A 15217-nucleotide genomic window follows, 5' to 3' on the forward strand; every position below is an offset into this window, starting at 1 on the left:
TTAAGGATTATTAATGGGAGACGACCATCTTGACGATCTTGCCGCGTTCATCCAGCGTCAGGCGGGCATACTGCGTGTGCCGGCGCTGGGCGTGCTCGAAGGTCTTGTTGAGCGTGACCACCCGGCGCTGAACCTGGTTGGCAGCCTGTTTCTTGGCGGCGATCTTGGAAAACTGGCAGGATTGGCCGCAGCTGCACTTTTTACCCAGGCTGGCACAGCGCTGGTGCTCATGAGCCACGCGAACTTCGGCATCGTTCATTCCGGGCAGGTACTGAGCCACGATGCTTTTCAGGTGCGAGATGGTTTCCAGCGGGACGGATGAGCCGGCCTCGCCCTCACATGAGCGTTCGCACATCGTGGCCACTGGCACAGCTGCGTCGGACAGGTGTGGGGTGACTTTCGGGGTGACCTTGGTTTTAAAGGGTTGCGCCAGCGGGTCGCCGAACAGCACGAAGGAGATCAGCGTTTTCTGGTCCTCGGCGTCCAAAAAGCCCTGGCGCTGGTTCATCTCGCGGGTCAGGTGGATCTTAGCCCGGCGTAGCGACTCACCCGCGGTAAAGCCTTCTTGCAGCAGGTCCCAGAACACCCGCCCCAGCAGGTCAGCCGAGCTCAATGGTGTAGCCAATGACCCGTAAGAGATGCAGGTCGAGCCAACCACCACCTGCGTACCGGAAGCCAGGAATTTTAACGAGATGGCCTCTTCGACGCCTTTGCCGTTGATATTGGCTCCATAACAGGCTTCGGTGAAGACCAGGCGTGGGGCGGAACCACCGTTGCGGATATCTTCTGGGCGCATGGCCACCGGGAATTCCGGGCCGGCTTCGGGGGTGGTAGGGTCGGTCTGCCCGTACCATTCGCTCGAATCGGGCACTCCATGCAGGTTGAAGTAGGCCAGCTGGGTGTTTGGCAGCACCAGGCAGGTGGAGCCCTTGATGGCGGAAGTCTGCTGGGGAATTGCCACCGGTTCTAGAGCTTCGCCACCGCAAGCGTGGACAGGCGGTGAAATGACCAGGTCATCAGGCGTGCCAATGGGGCGGAATACTGCCAGTGATGCTCTCTTCCACACCGCTGCAGTGTAGCCGAAGCTGGAAAGCTTCTTGGATAGCCCCGCCTTGAACAGCTCACGCAGGCGCAGCATCAGCCTGCGGTACCAGGCCGGTTTCTCGGCTTGCTGGTCGTAATGGCTGGACACTTCCTTGACCATCTTCAGCAGGTTGGTTGGCTCATTCCCCACGCCACCTGAAATACGCCCAACCGGCCAGTCACTGATGAAGTAGTTGTTGTCGCGGGCCGCGTACGGGTTGTCTGATGGTACTTCATTATCGGCGTCTTCCACTGGGTTAGGCAGGTTGTGAAAGGGCACCACCTCAGGCCCACCCACGATGAGCAGCGCCCCGATGCGTTCGCCGCGCTTGTTCATGGCGGTATCCAGCTGGGCCAGTAGCGTTTTCAGCTTCCAGGCATCGTTGTATGGGGCGGGTTGGAGGCTATAGGGTTGGGTGGAGGCTGGGTCGTCAGCATAGAATAATAGCGATCCCCAGAACTCCTGGTTGACTTTCTTGCCGCGGATCACGCCTGCCAGGCGCTTCAGCTCGCTCTCGATCCTCTGGATGCTTGCCGGGCTGTATAGGGTTTGCAGTCCCTGCCGCGTGGTGAAGATCACATAGACCGGGAAACGCCCGTCTTCATGGGCGATGTGTGGCCGTTTGAGCTCGTTGGCCATCCTTTCCAGCTCGGTTTGGGCTTGCTTGGTCGATTCGCTGAGCGCGGGTGTCTCTTCCTGGGGTTCTCCATGAGCCGCATAGGCATGCTCAGCTTGCGTTACATCGGCAGAATAAGCATTATGGCACGCAGGTACTGGAGTGGATGACGTATCTCCAGATATCCCTATGTCTGGCGTAGTTGATCCGAGTTGGTTCCAGCCCAGGGTAGCAGCCACGGCGGCTGGGATGGCGAGATTATGTGGGCTGTTCATCCCATCGTCTTCGATTTCGAGCGATGCAGGCCACATGGCAGCATATGGGTGGGCTTCCCCCCACATCCTCTTCACCACCTGCCCGGTGATATCTTTTGAAACGGCCTGGTGTAGCAGGTCAACCGCCATGGCCGTCTCGCCCGACTCCATCAGCTGGTCAGCATAGTTCAGCGTGAATTGTAGGCAGTCTGGCCAGCGCTCGTGGTAAATCTGCGCCAGGTTTCGTATAGCCAGCTTCGGCATGGAAGCCTGTGAATCCACCAGGCGCAGATGTACGACCGACGCTAGGGGAGTATCGGGATTCTCGACCAGGGCTTTATGGATGAAGTACTCAGCCTTCTCGATCTGCTGGTAATCTCCCGTTCGCACTTTTTCAAGGGCGCTGCGGGCTTCATAAACGTTCTTCGCCCATGAAGCCACGGATTGTCCGTTGCCATTCTTGGCTGGGTGCCCATGGGTCAGGGCTGTGGCACATGCCTTTGCAAGAGGCTGCTTGCCTGAGCCACTCCGCTGCAGGGCTTCAGCCAGCGCTGTCTGGGCCTCGCTGAATTCAGGGTCGAGGTCACAAAGCACCTCCAGGATGGGCACTGCCTGTTCCTGTAAGGCAGGTGTGCTCTCTTTGAGGTAGGCCTTGGCATTCAGCAGTCTCACACCCATGTCACCGGGGAACGACGCCAGCCAGGAAGTGCACAGGCGGCGGGCATAACGTAACTCGCCGGTCTGCGTGGCAGTGTTCACCAATGTCAGCAGCACCTCGCGCGAGATCGGACGATCGGTCGGTCGTGCCAGAGAAGGTGGCCCGTACATCAGGTCAATTCCTCCCGAGGCGGGGGTTATGCACCAGGTTGAGGGCCACTACGGCAGCCAGCTGGCGCCGGATGTTCAGGTCGTTGGGGGCCAGGCTTACCGCCCGGCGCAACATGCTCTCGGAAGACTTGTAATCTTTGCTCTCCTTGAGCGCCAGGCCAGCCTGGAACAAGGCGCGCGGATCCTCGGGGGCAATCTGGGTAGCCTGCTCGAAGACCTGTAGCGCCTGCTGGTACTCACGGCGCTCCTTGCGTGCCAGTCCCAGCTCCAGGTAAGGTTCAAGTCGGTCAGGCGCCAGCTGGATTGCCTTGCTCAAATGTTGGATCGCCTGGTCGAGCTGACCAGCTTTACGTAGGATCTGCCCGATCAGCAGGTGGAGGTTTGCCTGCTCATTGCGTGAGGCTTGCTCGGTGCTGGTGCTCAAGGCGTGCTGGGCAGAAGTCACCGCATTTTCGGCTTCTCCCGCTTCTAAATACATCTGGGCGAGGGCAGATAGGATGTTGAACTTTCCTGGGTGTGCATCTGCCAGGGCTTGCAGCTCGTTCAACGCCGCACGCGGGCCTTCCATCCTTGAAAGGATGGCCACCCGCTCCAGCTCGAGCAGTTCGGGTTCTATTGTGGTAGGGATGGCTGCGTTTAACCTGGACAAGGCTTCATTGTGCCTGCCGAGAGCGGATAGTGACCTGGCCAGGACGATGGTCGAGCGTACGTCTCGCGGGCTGGCTACCATGGCTTTGTTGGCATACTCGTACGCGCCCTGGAAATCATTCCTGCGGATAGAGATCTCACCCAATAGCTGGTAGGAGCGACCCAATTCGGGTGCGAGTGTAAGCGCCTTTCGGGCATTGCGATCAGCATTTTCCAGGTCACTGAGCAGGTATTGCCCTTCTGCCAGGCCAAGCAGGGCATCCACTTCGTCTGGCTGCAAGGCCAGTGCGCTTTCGAAGTAGTGGCAAGACTGGTGGATCAGGTGCGTATCCTCCGCGGCATTGTCCAGGAGCAGCTTAGCAAGCTCCATGGGGTAGGCGATGTCCTGCGGAGCAAGTCTAGCTGCCACCTGCCAGTGTTCAGCAGCATGGGCGATATCAGAATGACCCTGATACACTTGAGCGGCTAAAGCATGCCAGCAAGGCTCGTCGTTCCAAAAACCGATGGCAGTCTCAATGGCTGCGCAGGCAGTGGCACTGTCGGCTTGCGAATTGGCGATCCTGGCAAGCAGGTAATTGCAAAAAGCAGTGGTGGGGGTCTTCAGGAATGGGTTTTGAGCCAGCACTGATTGCAATGATTTAGCTGCATCAGCTGGGTTGCTATACTCGAGGGCTAGGGCTATCTGCAGGATCACTCCTGGTTGGCGTGGGAAGGCGCGTGCCAGCTTGATAATGCGGGTGAGCGCTTCACTATCTGGGTGGGCAGAGCCTCCGGTGTGTAGATGGTTGATCAGGGCTGCGGTATCCTCCGCTGAGCCCTGGCGCGCCAGGATTTCTTCCGGCTCGAGCTGGGGTTCGGTTTCCAGGTTAAAAATAATGTCCGCGCGTGCTTGCCAGCGGAAGATCTGGTCGCTGGTGAGTGGATAATCAGGAACAATCGGCTCTTCACGGAAGCCATCGATGAGATCCTGAGCCTGGTCAAGGTACTGCCTGGCCAGGGTGAAGTTTTCAGAAGTACGGGCATACTCTGAAGGTTTATGGCTGGTCACTTCGAGTGTGTCACACAACTGGTCGTATTCTGCCCTGAGTACGATGGTCCTGGCCAGGTTAAGCAGGGGCAGCGGATCTGAACTGGTTTGGCAAGCTTGTTGGCTGATCTCGATCGAGATCTCCCATAGGCCAATCTCAACGGCCGCTTCGCTCAGGGCCACCAGGTTCATGTGCTGGAAGTATGGCCTTTCCCAGCCACCATCACTAATCCTGATGGTGCTGTCGTTGGCCTTGTCAACCGCTGACTGTAGCAACCGGGCAGCTTGTTTGGAATTCCCGGCCTTGTTAATCAGGCGAGCCTGGAGGGCCATTAGCCTGACCAGTTGAGGATCGTCCGTCCTTACCTGCGCATCCTGGATGTCCCGTTTCAGTGGTTCTCCAGTTTCTAGGGCCAGCTCGGTATAGAGGCACAGGTAATCCAGGTACGCTTGGCTGTCAGCTGATAATGACGGGTCAGGATAGCTGCCGTTGTTGAGGATTAGGTAAGCCTGCTGTGGTTGCAGGAGCGAGCGGTATAACTCAGCAAGCTGGGTGAGTATCTTAACCGGCCATCTGGTGAGATCTCCGGCCCTTGATTGCGCCATGGCTTTACGTGCATAACCTGCTACTCCTGCCAGGTTACCTGTAGTGCGCTGGATGCGCATGGCTGTGAAGAGTAAGTCGAGGGCGAATACATAATCCGTGGTTTGGGGAAGAGCTGCGTCGATGCAATCCAGCGCTTCCTGGGTGCGCTCCAAGCCAAGTAGGATATCAATCTTGAGTGAGACGATCGAGTTTTCTGCGGGGAGCAGGCTGATCGCCTGGTCCAGCGTGCGTAGGGCAGAGGGCTGATCGTCGATCTCCATGTACTCGTGGGCCAGGCTGGTGTACACACTTGAGATGTGTCGCCCGGTGCTCGCCTGGTCGATAGCCATGCCTTTTTCAAGGCAGGTGGTGGCCAATCCATGCTCATTGATCTGGCTCAGGAATGTAGCCGCGTTTTGCAGGTCTTCGATCGTGGCGAAATCGAGCTGGGCGAGCGAAGCAAATGTATCGCGCGCCTCATCACGATTGCCCATCTTCGCCTGGAAGTTGCCGAGCTGGATTAACAGGTCGGTGCGGGTGGGAGCCAGCTCGATTGCTTTGTGCAAGGCGATAAGCACTTCGGAAGGAATCTCTTTATATAATGAATTTGAAGCTGATGCTTGAACTCCGCGCTTTCCCCACAGGATCTTTGCCATCTGCCCGGCAAACCAAGCAAGGTGATCCGGATTTTCTCCATCAATCACCAGCACATTTCGGGCAGAACGCACTGCGTCTTCAACCAGGTTGGCCAGCAAGTAGGCATCCGATAGAGCCTTGCAGGTGGCGGGGTTCTCAGGGTTCACTTGGCTAGCTTCCTGCAGGGCGGCAATCGCGATATCATGTTTGCCAATGGTGCTGGCGATGCAGCCAAAGCCGTACGACAGGCGCTCAAACCATTGCCTGTCTTCTGTTAAGGGTGTATCCAGGGCTTCGCGGTAAGCCTGGAAAGCCAGCTCATTTTCTCCACTGGCTGCCAGCACTTCAGCTGTCAGAGCCCGGGCTTCGGCCAGACCTGGGTTCTGCTGGAGAGCCTGGTTGAGGGCAATCAGGGCTTTCATCGGCGGGTAGGTCTTCACGCCGGAATTATGCAAGAATAATACGCAGCGGGCATAATCCAGGTATGTGGCTGGATCTTCCACTGCTTTGTTATCGATCAGAAGCTCGAGTGGTGAAAGGGCTTCTTCGTATCGTTTCAGCTCGAGCAACATTGTTGCATAAGATTGGGCGAGGTTGGGTAGGTTTTGATCCAAAGCATACGCCTTGGCCAGGGCTGTGCAGGCATCCTCGAGGTGCCCAAGCTCCCTCAAAGCCTGGGCAAAGCCCACCAGGATGTGCGCTTCCTCCGGAGCAAGCTCAGCGGCGAAGCGTAGCTCAGGCAGAGCCAGGCTAGGTGCTTCATCATCAAGATACAAGCTGCCCAGCATGAAGTGTACCTGGGCTGATGAAGGTACCGCTTGGGCGGCGTTCCTGAGGGTTTCAATCACTGACTTGATCTGTTGTGTTTCTTTTTGGGCTTCTGCTAACGCCAGCCAGGCTGCCGCATTTGTTGGGGTTACTTCGGTGGCGCTGGTCAGGCATACAAGACCCTGTTCTTTCTGGCCGAGGAGCAGGTATGCTTCACCCAGATAAATGAGTGCCTGGCTGTCCTCGGGATTTTTGGTCAGGAGATCAGTACAAACATGCTGGGTCAGCTCTGGGTGGCGGGCTTTGAGTGCGCAATAGGCGTACCCGTATAGGTCTTCTACAGGCTGCTCGGTCTTATCTTCCTCAGCAGAGGCCAGGATTATGCTACGATGCTCAAGGCTGGCTTCCCACTCTTCAATGGCTTCCAGGGTGGAAGCGAAATCCCTGCGGAAATCCATTGCATCAGGGTTCAAACAGACAAGCACGCGTAATGTCTCGGCAGCTGCATGATTCTGGTGGGTAGCCCGGTAGCAAGCAGCCAGCTGATGCAATATCCTTGCATCATTGGGGCAGATTCCCACAGCAGCCTCGCAGACACGAGCTGCCTCGAGTGGCCGATGCTGCTCAAGTAAAAGCTTGCCAAGGCTGGTCAGCGAGACATGTTCACCCGAGACTGGCAGGCTATCGAGTGTACCTTCCTGGTTAAGCAGCTCGAGCAGCCTGGTCATCGCGCTCGAATAGCGATCATTGCCAGCCTGGCGTGATGCTCTGATGACCGCGAAAAGCGTGGCGAGGTCTCCGGGTAGCGGTTCATCCAAACGGGGGAGCAACTTGGCAGCATCCTCGTCCAGCCCGCGCTCCAGCAATGTTAGCGCCAGCTCAGCCCGGGTGCCTGGTGATCGATCGGAAAGCCCGTTGAAATTGGCAGCTTTGATTGCTATCTCTAAGACCTGGGTGGAAGCTTCTCCCTGGTAAGGCCCAGCCAACACCTGGCTAGCTGTACCCGTGTAAACACTGTGGAGGAGAGAATTTTCTACAGAGAGTAACTTGGCTAAGTCTTGCTTTTGTCCGGCAATCTGTCGCAGCCTCACCTGGAACTGCACCTCAGCCAGAAGGCTTAGGCATGCATTTATGTCACTTTGTACGGTCAAAAGCTCTATATTGAATCTGGGTTGAGAGGCTAGCCATTCCGAGCAGAAGATCTCAGCTAATCTTGGGCACTGCTCGCTGACTTCGTGCACCAGCCTGAGCCTGTCGGCAGCAGGCAACAGGTCACCATACGGTCCCTTGCACAAGTCTTTGAGTGAGGTGAGCTGTTCATCGGTAGTCAGGGGGTTGGTGAGCAAGCAGTGGATCGCTAACCTGAACCGTCCGATGCTCGCTCCTGGCTGGACCAAGGCTTTTATTAGCTCTGTTGGTGTATCGACCATGCCGTACAGGCACGCCAGAGGCGCCATCCAGTCTTGGGTGTCATATTCAGAGAGACCCCCTATCAGGTCTGCCCATGAACGCGTTATGTGAAATTTGTAGGCCAGCGCCAGGGCAATCATTCCGGCTTGTGCCAGATCTTGGGAGGTGTTTTGCGAGGAAAGTTGACCCGGGAAATTGCGTATAGCCAACTGAAGTATCTGGTTATCAACGGCCTCGAACAGATGTTGTGGGTCGATCTGGCCGGGGTTGCACTGCCCGAGAGCAACGAAAGCCAGCCTGGCGGGGGAGAAATCAGCAGGGAGGTAAGCGTGTTCTTGGGGCTGTGAGAGAACCAACTGCTCGAAGAAAGCTTGATCGTTCAGGCCGCTCCATATGACAAAATCCTGTCGCAGGCTGGGTAGCAGCCACGACAGGTTGTAGGCGTGCAGGGTTGCAGTCAGGCGGTCGATGATGTGTTGAGTCGCCATATGGGTTTACAGGTTGCGCAGTAGCACCAGGCAAGACAGGAACATGAGCAGCGCACCTACAATGGTCAAATAGAACCCTATCCCGTTGGAGGTACGCATCACGTCGTTCAATGTAGTCATCAATGTGGAAGCATTGCCTACCAGTCCTGAGATCTCCTCAGCAATACCTTTCTGGGCCAGCTTGGCGGTGTTGTCAGCGATATTTCGCAGGTCTTTGCCCCAGGCCCCATACATTAAAATGGCCAGGCCAAGCAGGAAGGTGATCGTACCCAGCAAAAAAGTGCCTATGAGCATGAACAACTGTAAATCACTTGCATTAATATTTTCCATGGTTACCTCAACAATTCTTGTGCCAGGCGATCAGGTGTGCACATTAATGAATGGTCTCATTTACTTCTGCAACTGGAAGGCTGCAGTGAATTGGCTGTTTGTTCGATAGTAAATCCTCTAGCTCCTGCTCGAGCAACTGCGGATCCAGGTCCGTGATAGCCTTCTGGGGGATCAACGAAACGAGCTGGGTGAGCCCATCTTCTCCACTGTTCAAAACCAGGCGTTGGCATGCCGCGCGCAGGATTATTCCTTCTTGGATATCTTTACCATACGCTTCCTGCGCTAATGTGGAGATATTTTGAAGGGCTTGCTCGTCGAGTACGACGTAGCCGCTCCACCAATAATTGTGCTCCTCCAGGAGGTCAAGAAAATCCTGTGAAAGTAGTACATTCCCGTTCTGCTTGCTTAGCTTAAATGTGTTTACCAGCTGCTGTCCAAAATCAGTGGTAACCTCGCTATCTGAGGGATAGATGGGAAGCAAGCGGATGTCAGGTTCAGTCGGGAGGTATGAAGCCAGCCAGATGCTCTCCAGCTGGGAATTAGACCTCCCCATTGCACTTGCAATGATGACCAGGTAACTTCTCTGGCCATTGTTTAAAGTCGGAATGGATGGCTGATCTTCCTGCGCAGCTACACTCTTAACCATTGCAAGATCGATGAATCCGGGACGGTAAAAGTGAGTACTGAACGAGAATCCGATCACCAATGCGCAGATGAATACCGAGAAATTTAACAGCGAGTGATTCTTCATTCACGTATCACCTGGGTTGAACCATACCAATTAAGAATCCTGCGGCAAACCCGAGAACCAACCAGAAGAACAGGGGAGGCACAATTTCCTTGATCGAATCCCAGATTATCGAAAGGCTGAACTTTTGAGCCTGTGGAAACGCGTGTGCTTGTTGCTCAGACACTGCCTGGGCAGGAGGGTTCAGCGAAGCTGCAGATTGCCCTGGAATACCACGCAGGTGGTTAACCCCACTCAACATCGAGGTGAGCGTTGAGTACATCACGATCTCAACCCGGTTCAGGATGCCGCCAGTGTTCATGCTGCACCAATTACCCAATGGTCCTTACATCAATCTTTCGACCGCGTCTCAGGAAGGCAGGAATATCCAGGTCATTCGAGCCTACTGAGACTTCCTCCCGCATGGGCTCATCAGTCAAGAATTCGGGCATATTGAAGTCGTATTTTTCGGAGGCGACAGGAGCCTTCCGTTCAAGGGGCGTCTGCCTGGTGTCTAAACGGGAGAGGGTCTCCTCAAGGGTTGTGGAACCTAAACCGGTAATGACCAGGATCACCTCTACGCGATCCTGCAGGCGCTCATCATTGACCACACCCAGGACGATCTCAGCCCTTCCGCCAGCCTGGGCTTGCAAGTGCGATAAGGCTGCCTGGACATCATAGAGTGCCAGCTCACCACCGCAGGTAAAGTTGACCAACATGCCAGCTGCATTCTCGATCGAGGTAGTCTGTAAGAGTGGGTGGTGGAGGGCTTGCTCCACGGCTTGCATCGCCTTGCCTTCGCCATCGCCCTGCCCAATAGACATGAGCGCTCCACCGCCCATCTTCATCAGATTGCGGACGTTAGCAAAGTCAACGTTGATCATACCGGGAGTGGTGATCAGCTCAGTGATTCCTTGCACTGCCTGGCGTAAGACATCGTCTGCTAGCCGGAAGGCTGTGTCCAAAGGCAGGTCCCGGGGTGCCACGTCCAGGAGCCGATCATTGGGGATGGAGATCAAGGTATCGGTGTTGGGTGAGAGGCGCATGATGCCCTCCGATGCGTTCCGCTGCCGGCGACCCAGCTCAAATGAAAACGGCATTGTCACGACCGCGATGGTCACAGCTCCGATCGATCGGGCAATCTTGGCTGCCACTGCGATCGAACCCGTGCCAGTACCACCGCCCATTCCAGCGGTCAGGAAAACCATATCAGCCCCTTCAAGGGCAGCTGCGATGAGCTTAGTGCTCTCTTCTGCTGCAGCTTGGCCGACTTCTGGATTGCCGCCGGCACCTAAGCCCCGCGTGGTTTTTGGACCCAACTGGATCTTGGTTGGTGCCAGGCTGTTATGGAGTGCCTGGGCATCCGTATTGGCCACGATGAAGTCCACGCCGGTGAGCCCGAGTTCGATCATGCGGTTGATCGCATTCGAGCCACCTCCTCCCAGGCCCAGTACTTTGAGTGAGGGTTTGTGAATGTTGCCATTCAGTGGTTCAGTATCATCGGGAAGGGTGAAGGGGTAGGAAGATTTATGCTGGAAGTTGTAGATCATCTCATTCATTTGGGCACCTTTTTTTGATGGTTTAGTCTTTCCTGAGCCGTGATAATCTCCGAAATCAAATATCAATGAGCGGATGTCGATTCTGTTGCAATATTCATACCATCTCCACTGATCTGCTCAACGATGCAACCAGCAGCGAGTAGACCGTCTATAATCGATTCCGGCACCTTTGCAGCACCTCCAACCACGGTGACGCGCCTGGCATGTGAAGCTTCTACGGGAGAAAATCCTATCGTCGGCTGGTATTTATTTATGAACGGGCGGATAGCGTCGAGGTGCCAATCGGCTGGACCCCACTCGAAGGTGGGCAGCAGCAAATAATGGGCGATCGGCCGGGATTCTGGTGAAGCTAGCTTGGCAGCTACCCGTTGCTTGTTGGTTGCTGCGGGATCAACACCTCCGTTGGCTACCCACTCCTTGATCATCGTCACCACTGGCAGCTGTTCACCGCCTGGCTTGAACCAGGCATCCTTGACTTCGGGTGAATCCTGATCCGCAGCCACCAACCAGAAATTACAAGCCAACACTTCTGATGGGACGGGATCGAATTCTTGGGCCTGCCCGGCCATTATCCTCACCAGAGCCAGGTTCTGCCAGGAATGGGCTAGGATATCAACTGCTGGTGAGCGTGGGTCAGGTTGGTCACCCAGCCGGCTGCCTGCCCCAAGCAGGATAATCGGAAAGTTTTTATCCAGGGCTGCCTGGGAAACAGCCAGGTACCAGTCGAAGATGCGGAAACCTAGCTGGTCCTCGGAATTGGCGGGGGTTGAATAAGGCCTGGTCTGTGGCCAGCGCTCAGGTCCACCTGCACCCCAATCGGGTGAGCGATTTCCAGGCCAGGCATAAGCTGAGAGGGTGATCTCATCAAGCAATTCCGTTTCACCCCGTCGTGAAAGGCCTTGCAGGGACGAAAAGAGGAAAGCTGTATCCCAGTAATCTCCACCCGGTTCCAGGGCTGGGAACGAAGGGGCAAGGCCTGCCTGTAGGGCGGCGCGCGCAACCGGGATGAACATATCCAGGAATCTTTCTACAATGCTACGTTGCACCCAGCTGGAGGAAGACCAGTGGTTCTTCAAATTCGGACGGTCGAAAAGAGTGATGTAGCGAACACCCCAATGAGCATAGGCTTCAAAGATCATGCTCAATTCATCAATATTGTGGTTTCCACTGGTAGCTAACGGCAGATGGATGATCGGTTGGATGCCCTCATAGAGGATCTGGAGGATAAAAGTCTCAGGAATGGCCCTGTCGAAAGGAGCAAGCAGGGTCAGCCAGGATGCCCCCAGTGCCTTTAGTTCCGGGATCCAACGGTGCAGGTCGTTCTCCCGGTAATGGATAGTGTCGGGGAAGTAGTAAAAACCGTAGCGCGAAATTTGCAATGCATCGTTCATTTCATTCTGAGTCCTCTGTTTGATCTCACCTCATATGTTGCAAGGGATGTGCCAGTGGAATAAAATAGGCTGGCTATCCACTTGGTATGATTCAATGTATAATGATTCCCGGCTAGATGGCAGGCCCTAGCTTTTGAATGATCATTGGCTGGACTGGAAATCCCCGTATCAGTCACCGGTGTGGAGGAATATGCGTTTATTACGAAGCAAGATGGCATGGTCTGTTGTCAGCTTGCTATTTGCCATGATCCTGGTGGGTTGTGCATCACCAACGACATCCTCGCGGGGTATATATGAAGTTGATCCTGCCTTCTCTGATTTTTATCGTGAGATGGGAGCTGAAGAGGTGTTGGGTTCGGCGATTTCACCTCTCATTGATAAGGACGGTACCACCTACCAGTATGTTGTTTCCGGGTTGATGGCTTACGACCCGAACCGGGCAGCTCTCAAGCGTTTCTATTTTTCACCCATAGCAGCAAGCACCTGGAAGGTCAATGGTCAGGTTGAACAACCCCCGACGGACAGTAGCACAATTTATGTGAACGGGCACAAAATCTGGGATGAGGTATTGCCATTTTATGAACAGTATGGAGCTAACATTCTTGGCGTACCGCTTACCAAGGTCGAGGCCAATGACCTCAAGCAGCGGTATGAGCAATATTTTGATGGGGTAGGGTTCTACCGTAACTATAGCGACTCACCAGGTACAGTGCATTTGATGCCCTACGGAGATTGGTTGTGTGGCACGACCTGCCCATATGCCAGCTCCGACTCAACTCCACCTGGACCTTCTTATGTGCGCGAGTACAGCGCGACCGAACAGGTGTTCCTGGATGCTGCGGAGCGATTCAGCTACGACTATACCGGTGAGCCTCTGTCTCCTCCGTCGATGAGCTCGGATGGCAATTACGAGATGGCCTTTGAGAATGTCGTATTGTTCATCGACCCAAGCAGCGGAAGCCAGGTGAAGCTCCGACCAGTTCCAGCGTGGCTGGGCATCCAATCGGACGCGCCTGTAGAAGAAGAACAGGCGGAATGGCTATCCTTCTTCCCAGTACAGGAAGGGTTAGGCTACAACGTACCAACCAGCTTCTTCGACTATATCAATGCTCACGGGGGTATGGACTATTCCGGCAACCCGATCACCGAATACCGGGAACTTCCTGACGGGGGATATTCGCAATGCTTCACTAACTTGTGTTTGGAGTATCACCCCAATGCACCGATTGAGCTGCGCATAGGCCCTCACTCGCTTGGAGCGGATTATCTTACCAGCGGTACGCAACCAGCTACACCTGGTCCTGCGATTACTGAAGCCTTGCAGATCAATACCTGGGAGGATTACCCTCTGATCCCATCCGGAGGTCAGCAGGTCATCCATGTGGAAGCCACACGTAACAATACACCGGTCAATGGCATCCAGGTTTCCCTGCTGGTAAAACAACCGGATGGTCTCACCAAGACTTACGTTTTGGATCCGACCGGACAGGATGGTAGAGCGAGAGGCACGCTGGATCCGATCGATGGACCGAATGGAGCCATCGTCCCCTACGAGGTATGCGTGGTTGGTAACACCTCGCCTCAGATTTGTTTCTCGAGAAGCTACACAATCTGGCAACAGCCATAAAAAGAACCCTGATGAATAACTCAGGGTTCTTAGGTTAATCTGATTAGTTGCCTATTGGGATGATTTGATCATTTCCAGAGGCAGGTGGGGGAGGTCGATCGAGCTTTCATCGCAGAACAGCATAGCCCGTTCGATCACGTTACGCAGCTCACGAATATTACCCGGCCAGGGGTGATTGATCAACGCTTCCATCGCCCGGGGGGTCACATCCTGGATATTGATTCCAAGCCTCTGGTTGTTCTGGCGAATAAACAGGCCGACCAGCTCGGGGATATCTTCCTTGCGGTCTTTAAGTCTTGGGAGATGCAGGTCAACTACTTTCAAGCGGTAATACAAGTCATGGCGGAACTCGCCCTTTTCCATGGCTGTGATCAGGTCGCGGTTAGAGGCGGCGATGATCTGCACATCCACACGCACTTCAGTGGTCCCGCCCACGCGCCTGAACTTCTGTTCTTCGATGGCGCGCAGAAGCTTGGCTTGCATATCGACCGGCATGGATGAGATTTCATCCAGGAAAAGGATACCCTGGTCAGCAACTTCCATCAGGCCTAGCTTGCGCTTTTCTGCGCTGGTAAAGGCTCCGGCTTCATAGCCGAATAGCTCAGATTCGAGCACGGTGCTCTGAATCGCTGCGCAGTTGATCGCGATGAAGGGTTTATTGGCGCGTGGCCCCATCTGGTGAATAGCATTGGCCAGCACCTCCTTACCGGTGCCGGTCTCGCCGGTAATCAAGACGGAAACTGATGCAGCTGCAGCACGCTGGGCTTGGTGTAGAACCAGCTGCATTGCCGGGTTGGTACACACCATCGAAGAATATTCCTTACGCTGTGATTCGCGCAGGTGCACCAGCTCCCTGCGCATAGCTACGATCTCCTGAGCTCTCAGGATCGATTTTTCGAGCGGCCCGAATTGGACCGGTTTCTGGAGGAAGTCATGCGCGCCGTTTTTCATCGCCTCGACGGCCATATCGATGTGACCATAGGCGGTGATGATGATGATGGGAGGCCTCATGGGCATCTGGGCTGTCTCACTAAGCAGAGTAGGTCCGTAGCCATCGGGCAGCTCCACATCCAGAAGAATGATATCTGCACTGCCGTGCTTGAGACGCTCACGCGCTTCAGCCAGGGTAGCCGCCTCCAGCACTTCGTAGCCGCGCGTGGTCAGGAACTGGCTGATATTGATTCGTGCGTTTGCTTCATCGTCAACGATCAGAATTGTAGCTGCCATAGCACTTTCCA

At 55.1% G+C, this 15217-nt stretch carries 9 protein-coding genes; 1 reads left to right on the plus strand and 8 read right to left on the minus strand.

What is annotated here, in order from left to right; genetic code table 11:
- Positions 1–10 precede the first annotated feature (10 nt).
- The 7 genes from C3F13_06665 to C3F13_06695 all read right to left on the minus strand — a co-directional run bounded on the left by C3F13_06665 (position 11) and on the right by C3F13_06695 (position 12352).
- Positions 11–2782 carry a hypothetical protein gene (locus C3F13_06665; protein ID PWB54432.1) on the minus strand — a complete coding sequence of 924 codons (2772 nt, stop codon included), beginning with the start codon at positions 2780–2782 and terminating at the stop codon, positions 11–13.
- A 4-nt stretch (positions 2783–2786) separates the two neighbouring features.
- Complete coding sequence (locus C3F13_06670) at positions 2787–8345, minus strand: hypothetical protein (GenBank protein ID PWB54433.1); 5559 nt, start codon at positions 8343–8345, stop codon at positions 2787–2789.
- Between the two features lie 6 nt (positions 8346–8351).
- Positions 8352–8675, minus strand: a complete 324-nt coding sequence (locus C3F13_06675; protein ID PWB54434.1) for a hypothetical protein — start codon at positions 8673–8675, stop codon at positions 8352–8354.
- Between the two features lie 43 nt (positions 8676–8718).
- Complete coding sequence (locus tag C3F13_06680) at positions 8719–9426, minus strand: hypothetical protein (GenBank protein PWB54435.1); 708 nt, start codon at positions 9424–9426, stop codon at positions 8719–8721.
- Between the two features lie 7 nt (positions 9427–9433).
- A complete protein-coding gene (locus C3F13_06685; GenBank protein PWB54436.1) occupies positions 9434–9724 on the minus strand; it encodes a hypothetical protein in 291 nt (96 codons plus the stop codon).
- A 10-nt stretch (positions 9725–9734) separates the two neighbouring features.
- The gene (locus tag C3F13_06690) at positions 9735–10952 is read right to left on the minus strand and encodes a cell division protein FtsZ (protein ID PWB54493.1); all 1218 of its coding nucleotides are present in this window, start codon (positions 10950–10952) and stop codon (positions 9735–9737) included.
- A 71-nt stretch (positions 10953–11023) separates the two neighbouring features.
- Positions 11024–12352, minus strand: coding sequence for a hypothetical protein (locus C3F13_06695; protein ID PWB54437.1), 1329 nt, complete (start codon positions 12350–12352; stop codon positions 11024–11026).
- A gap of 190 nt (positions 12353–12542) precedes the next feature.
- Between C3F13_06695 and C3F13_06700 the strand changes: the two genes are divergently transcribed.
- Complete coding sequence (locus tag C3F13_06700; protein ID PWB54438.1) at positions 12543–13979, plus strand: hypothetical protein; 1437 nt, start codon at positions 12543–12545, stop codon at positions 13977–13979.
- Positions 13980–14030: 51 nt separating this feature from the next.
- Here C3F13_06700 and C3F13_06705 read toward each other — a convergent pair whose 3' ends face one another.
- On the minus strand, positions 14031–15206 hold the full coding sequence (locus C3F13_06705; GenBank protein ID PWB54439.1) for a DNA-binding response regulator: 1176 nt from the start codon (positions 15204–15206) through the stop codon (positions 14031–14033).
- Between the last annotated feature and the right edge of the window lie 11 nt (positions 15207–15217).

The organism is Anaerolineales bacterium, from assembly GCA_003105035.1.
In the GTDB taxonomy this organism is placed as follows: domain Bacteria; phylum Chloroflexota; class Anaerolineae; order Anaerolineales; family UBA4823; genus FEB-25.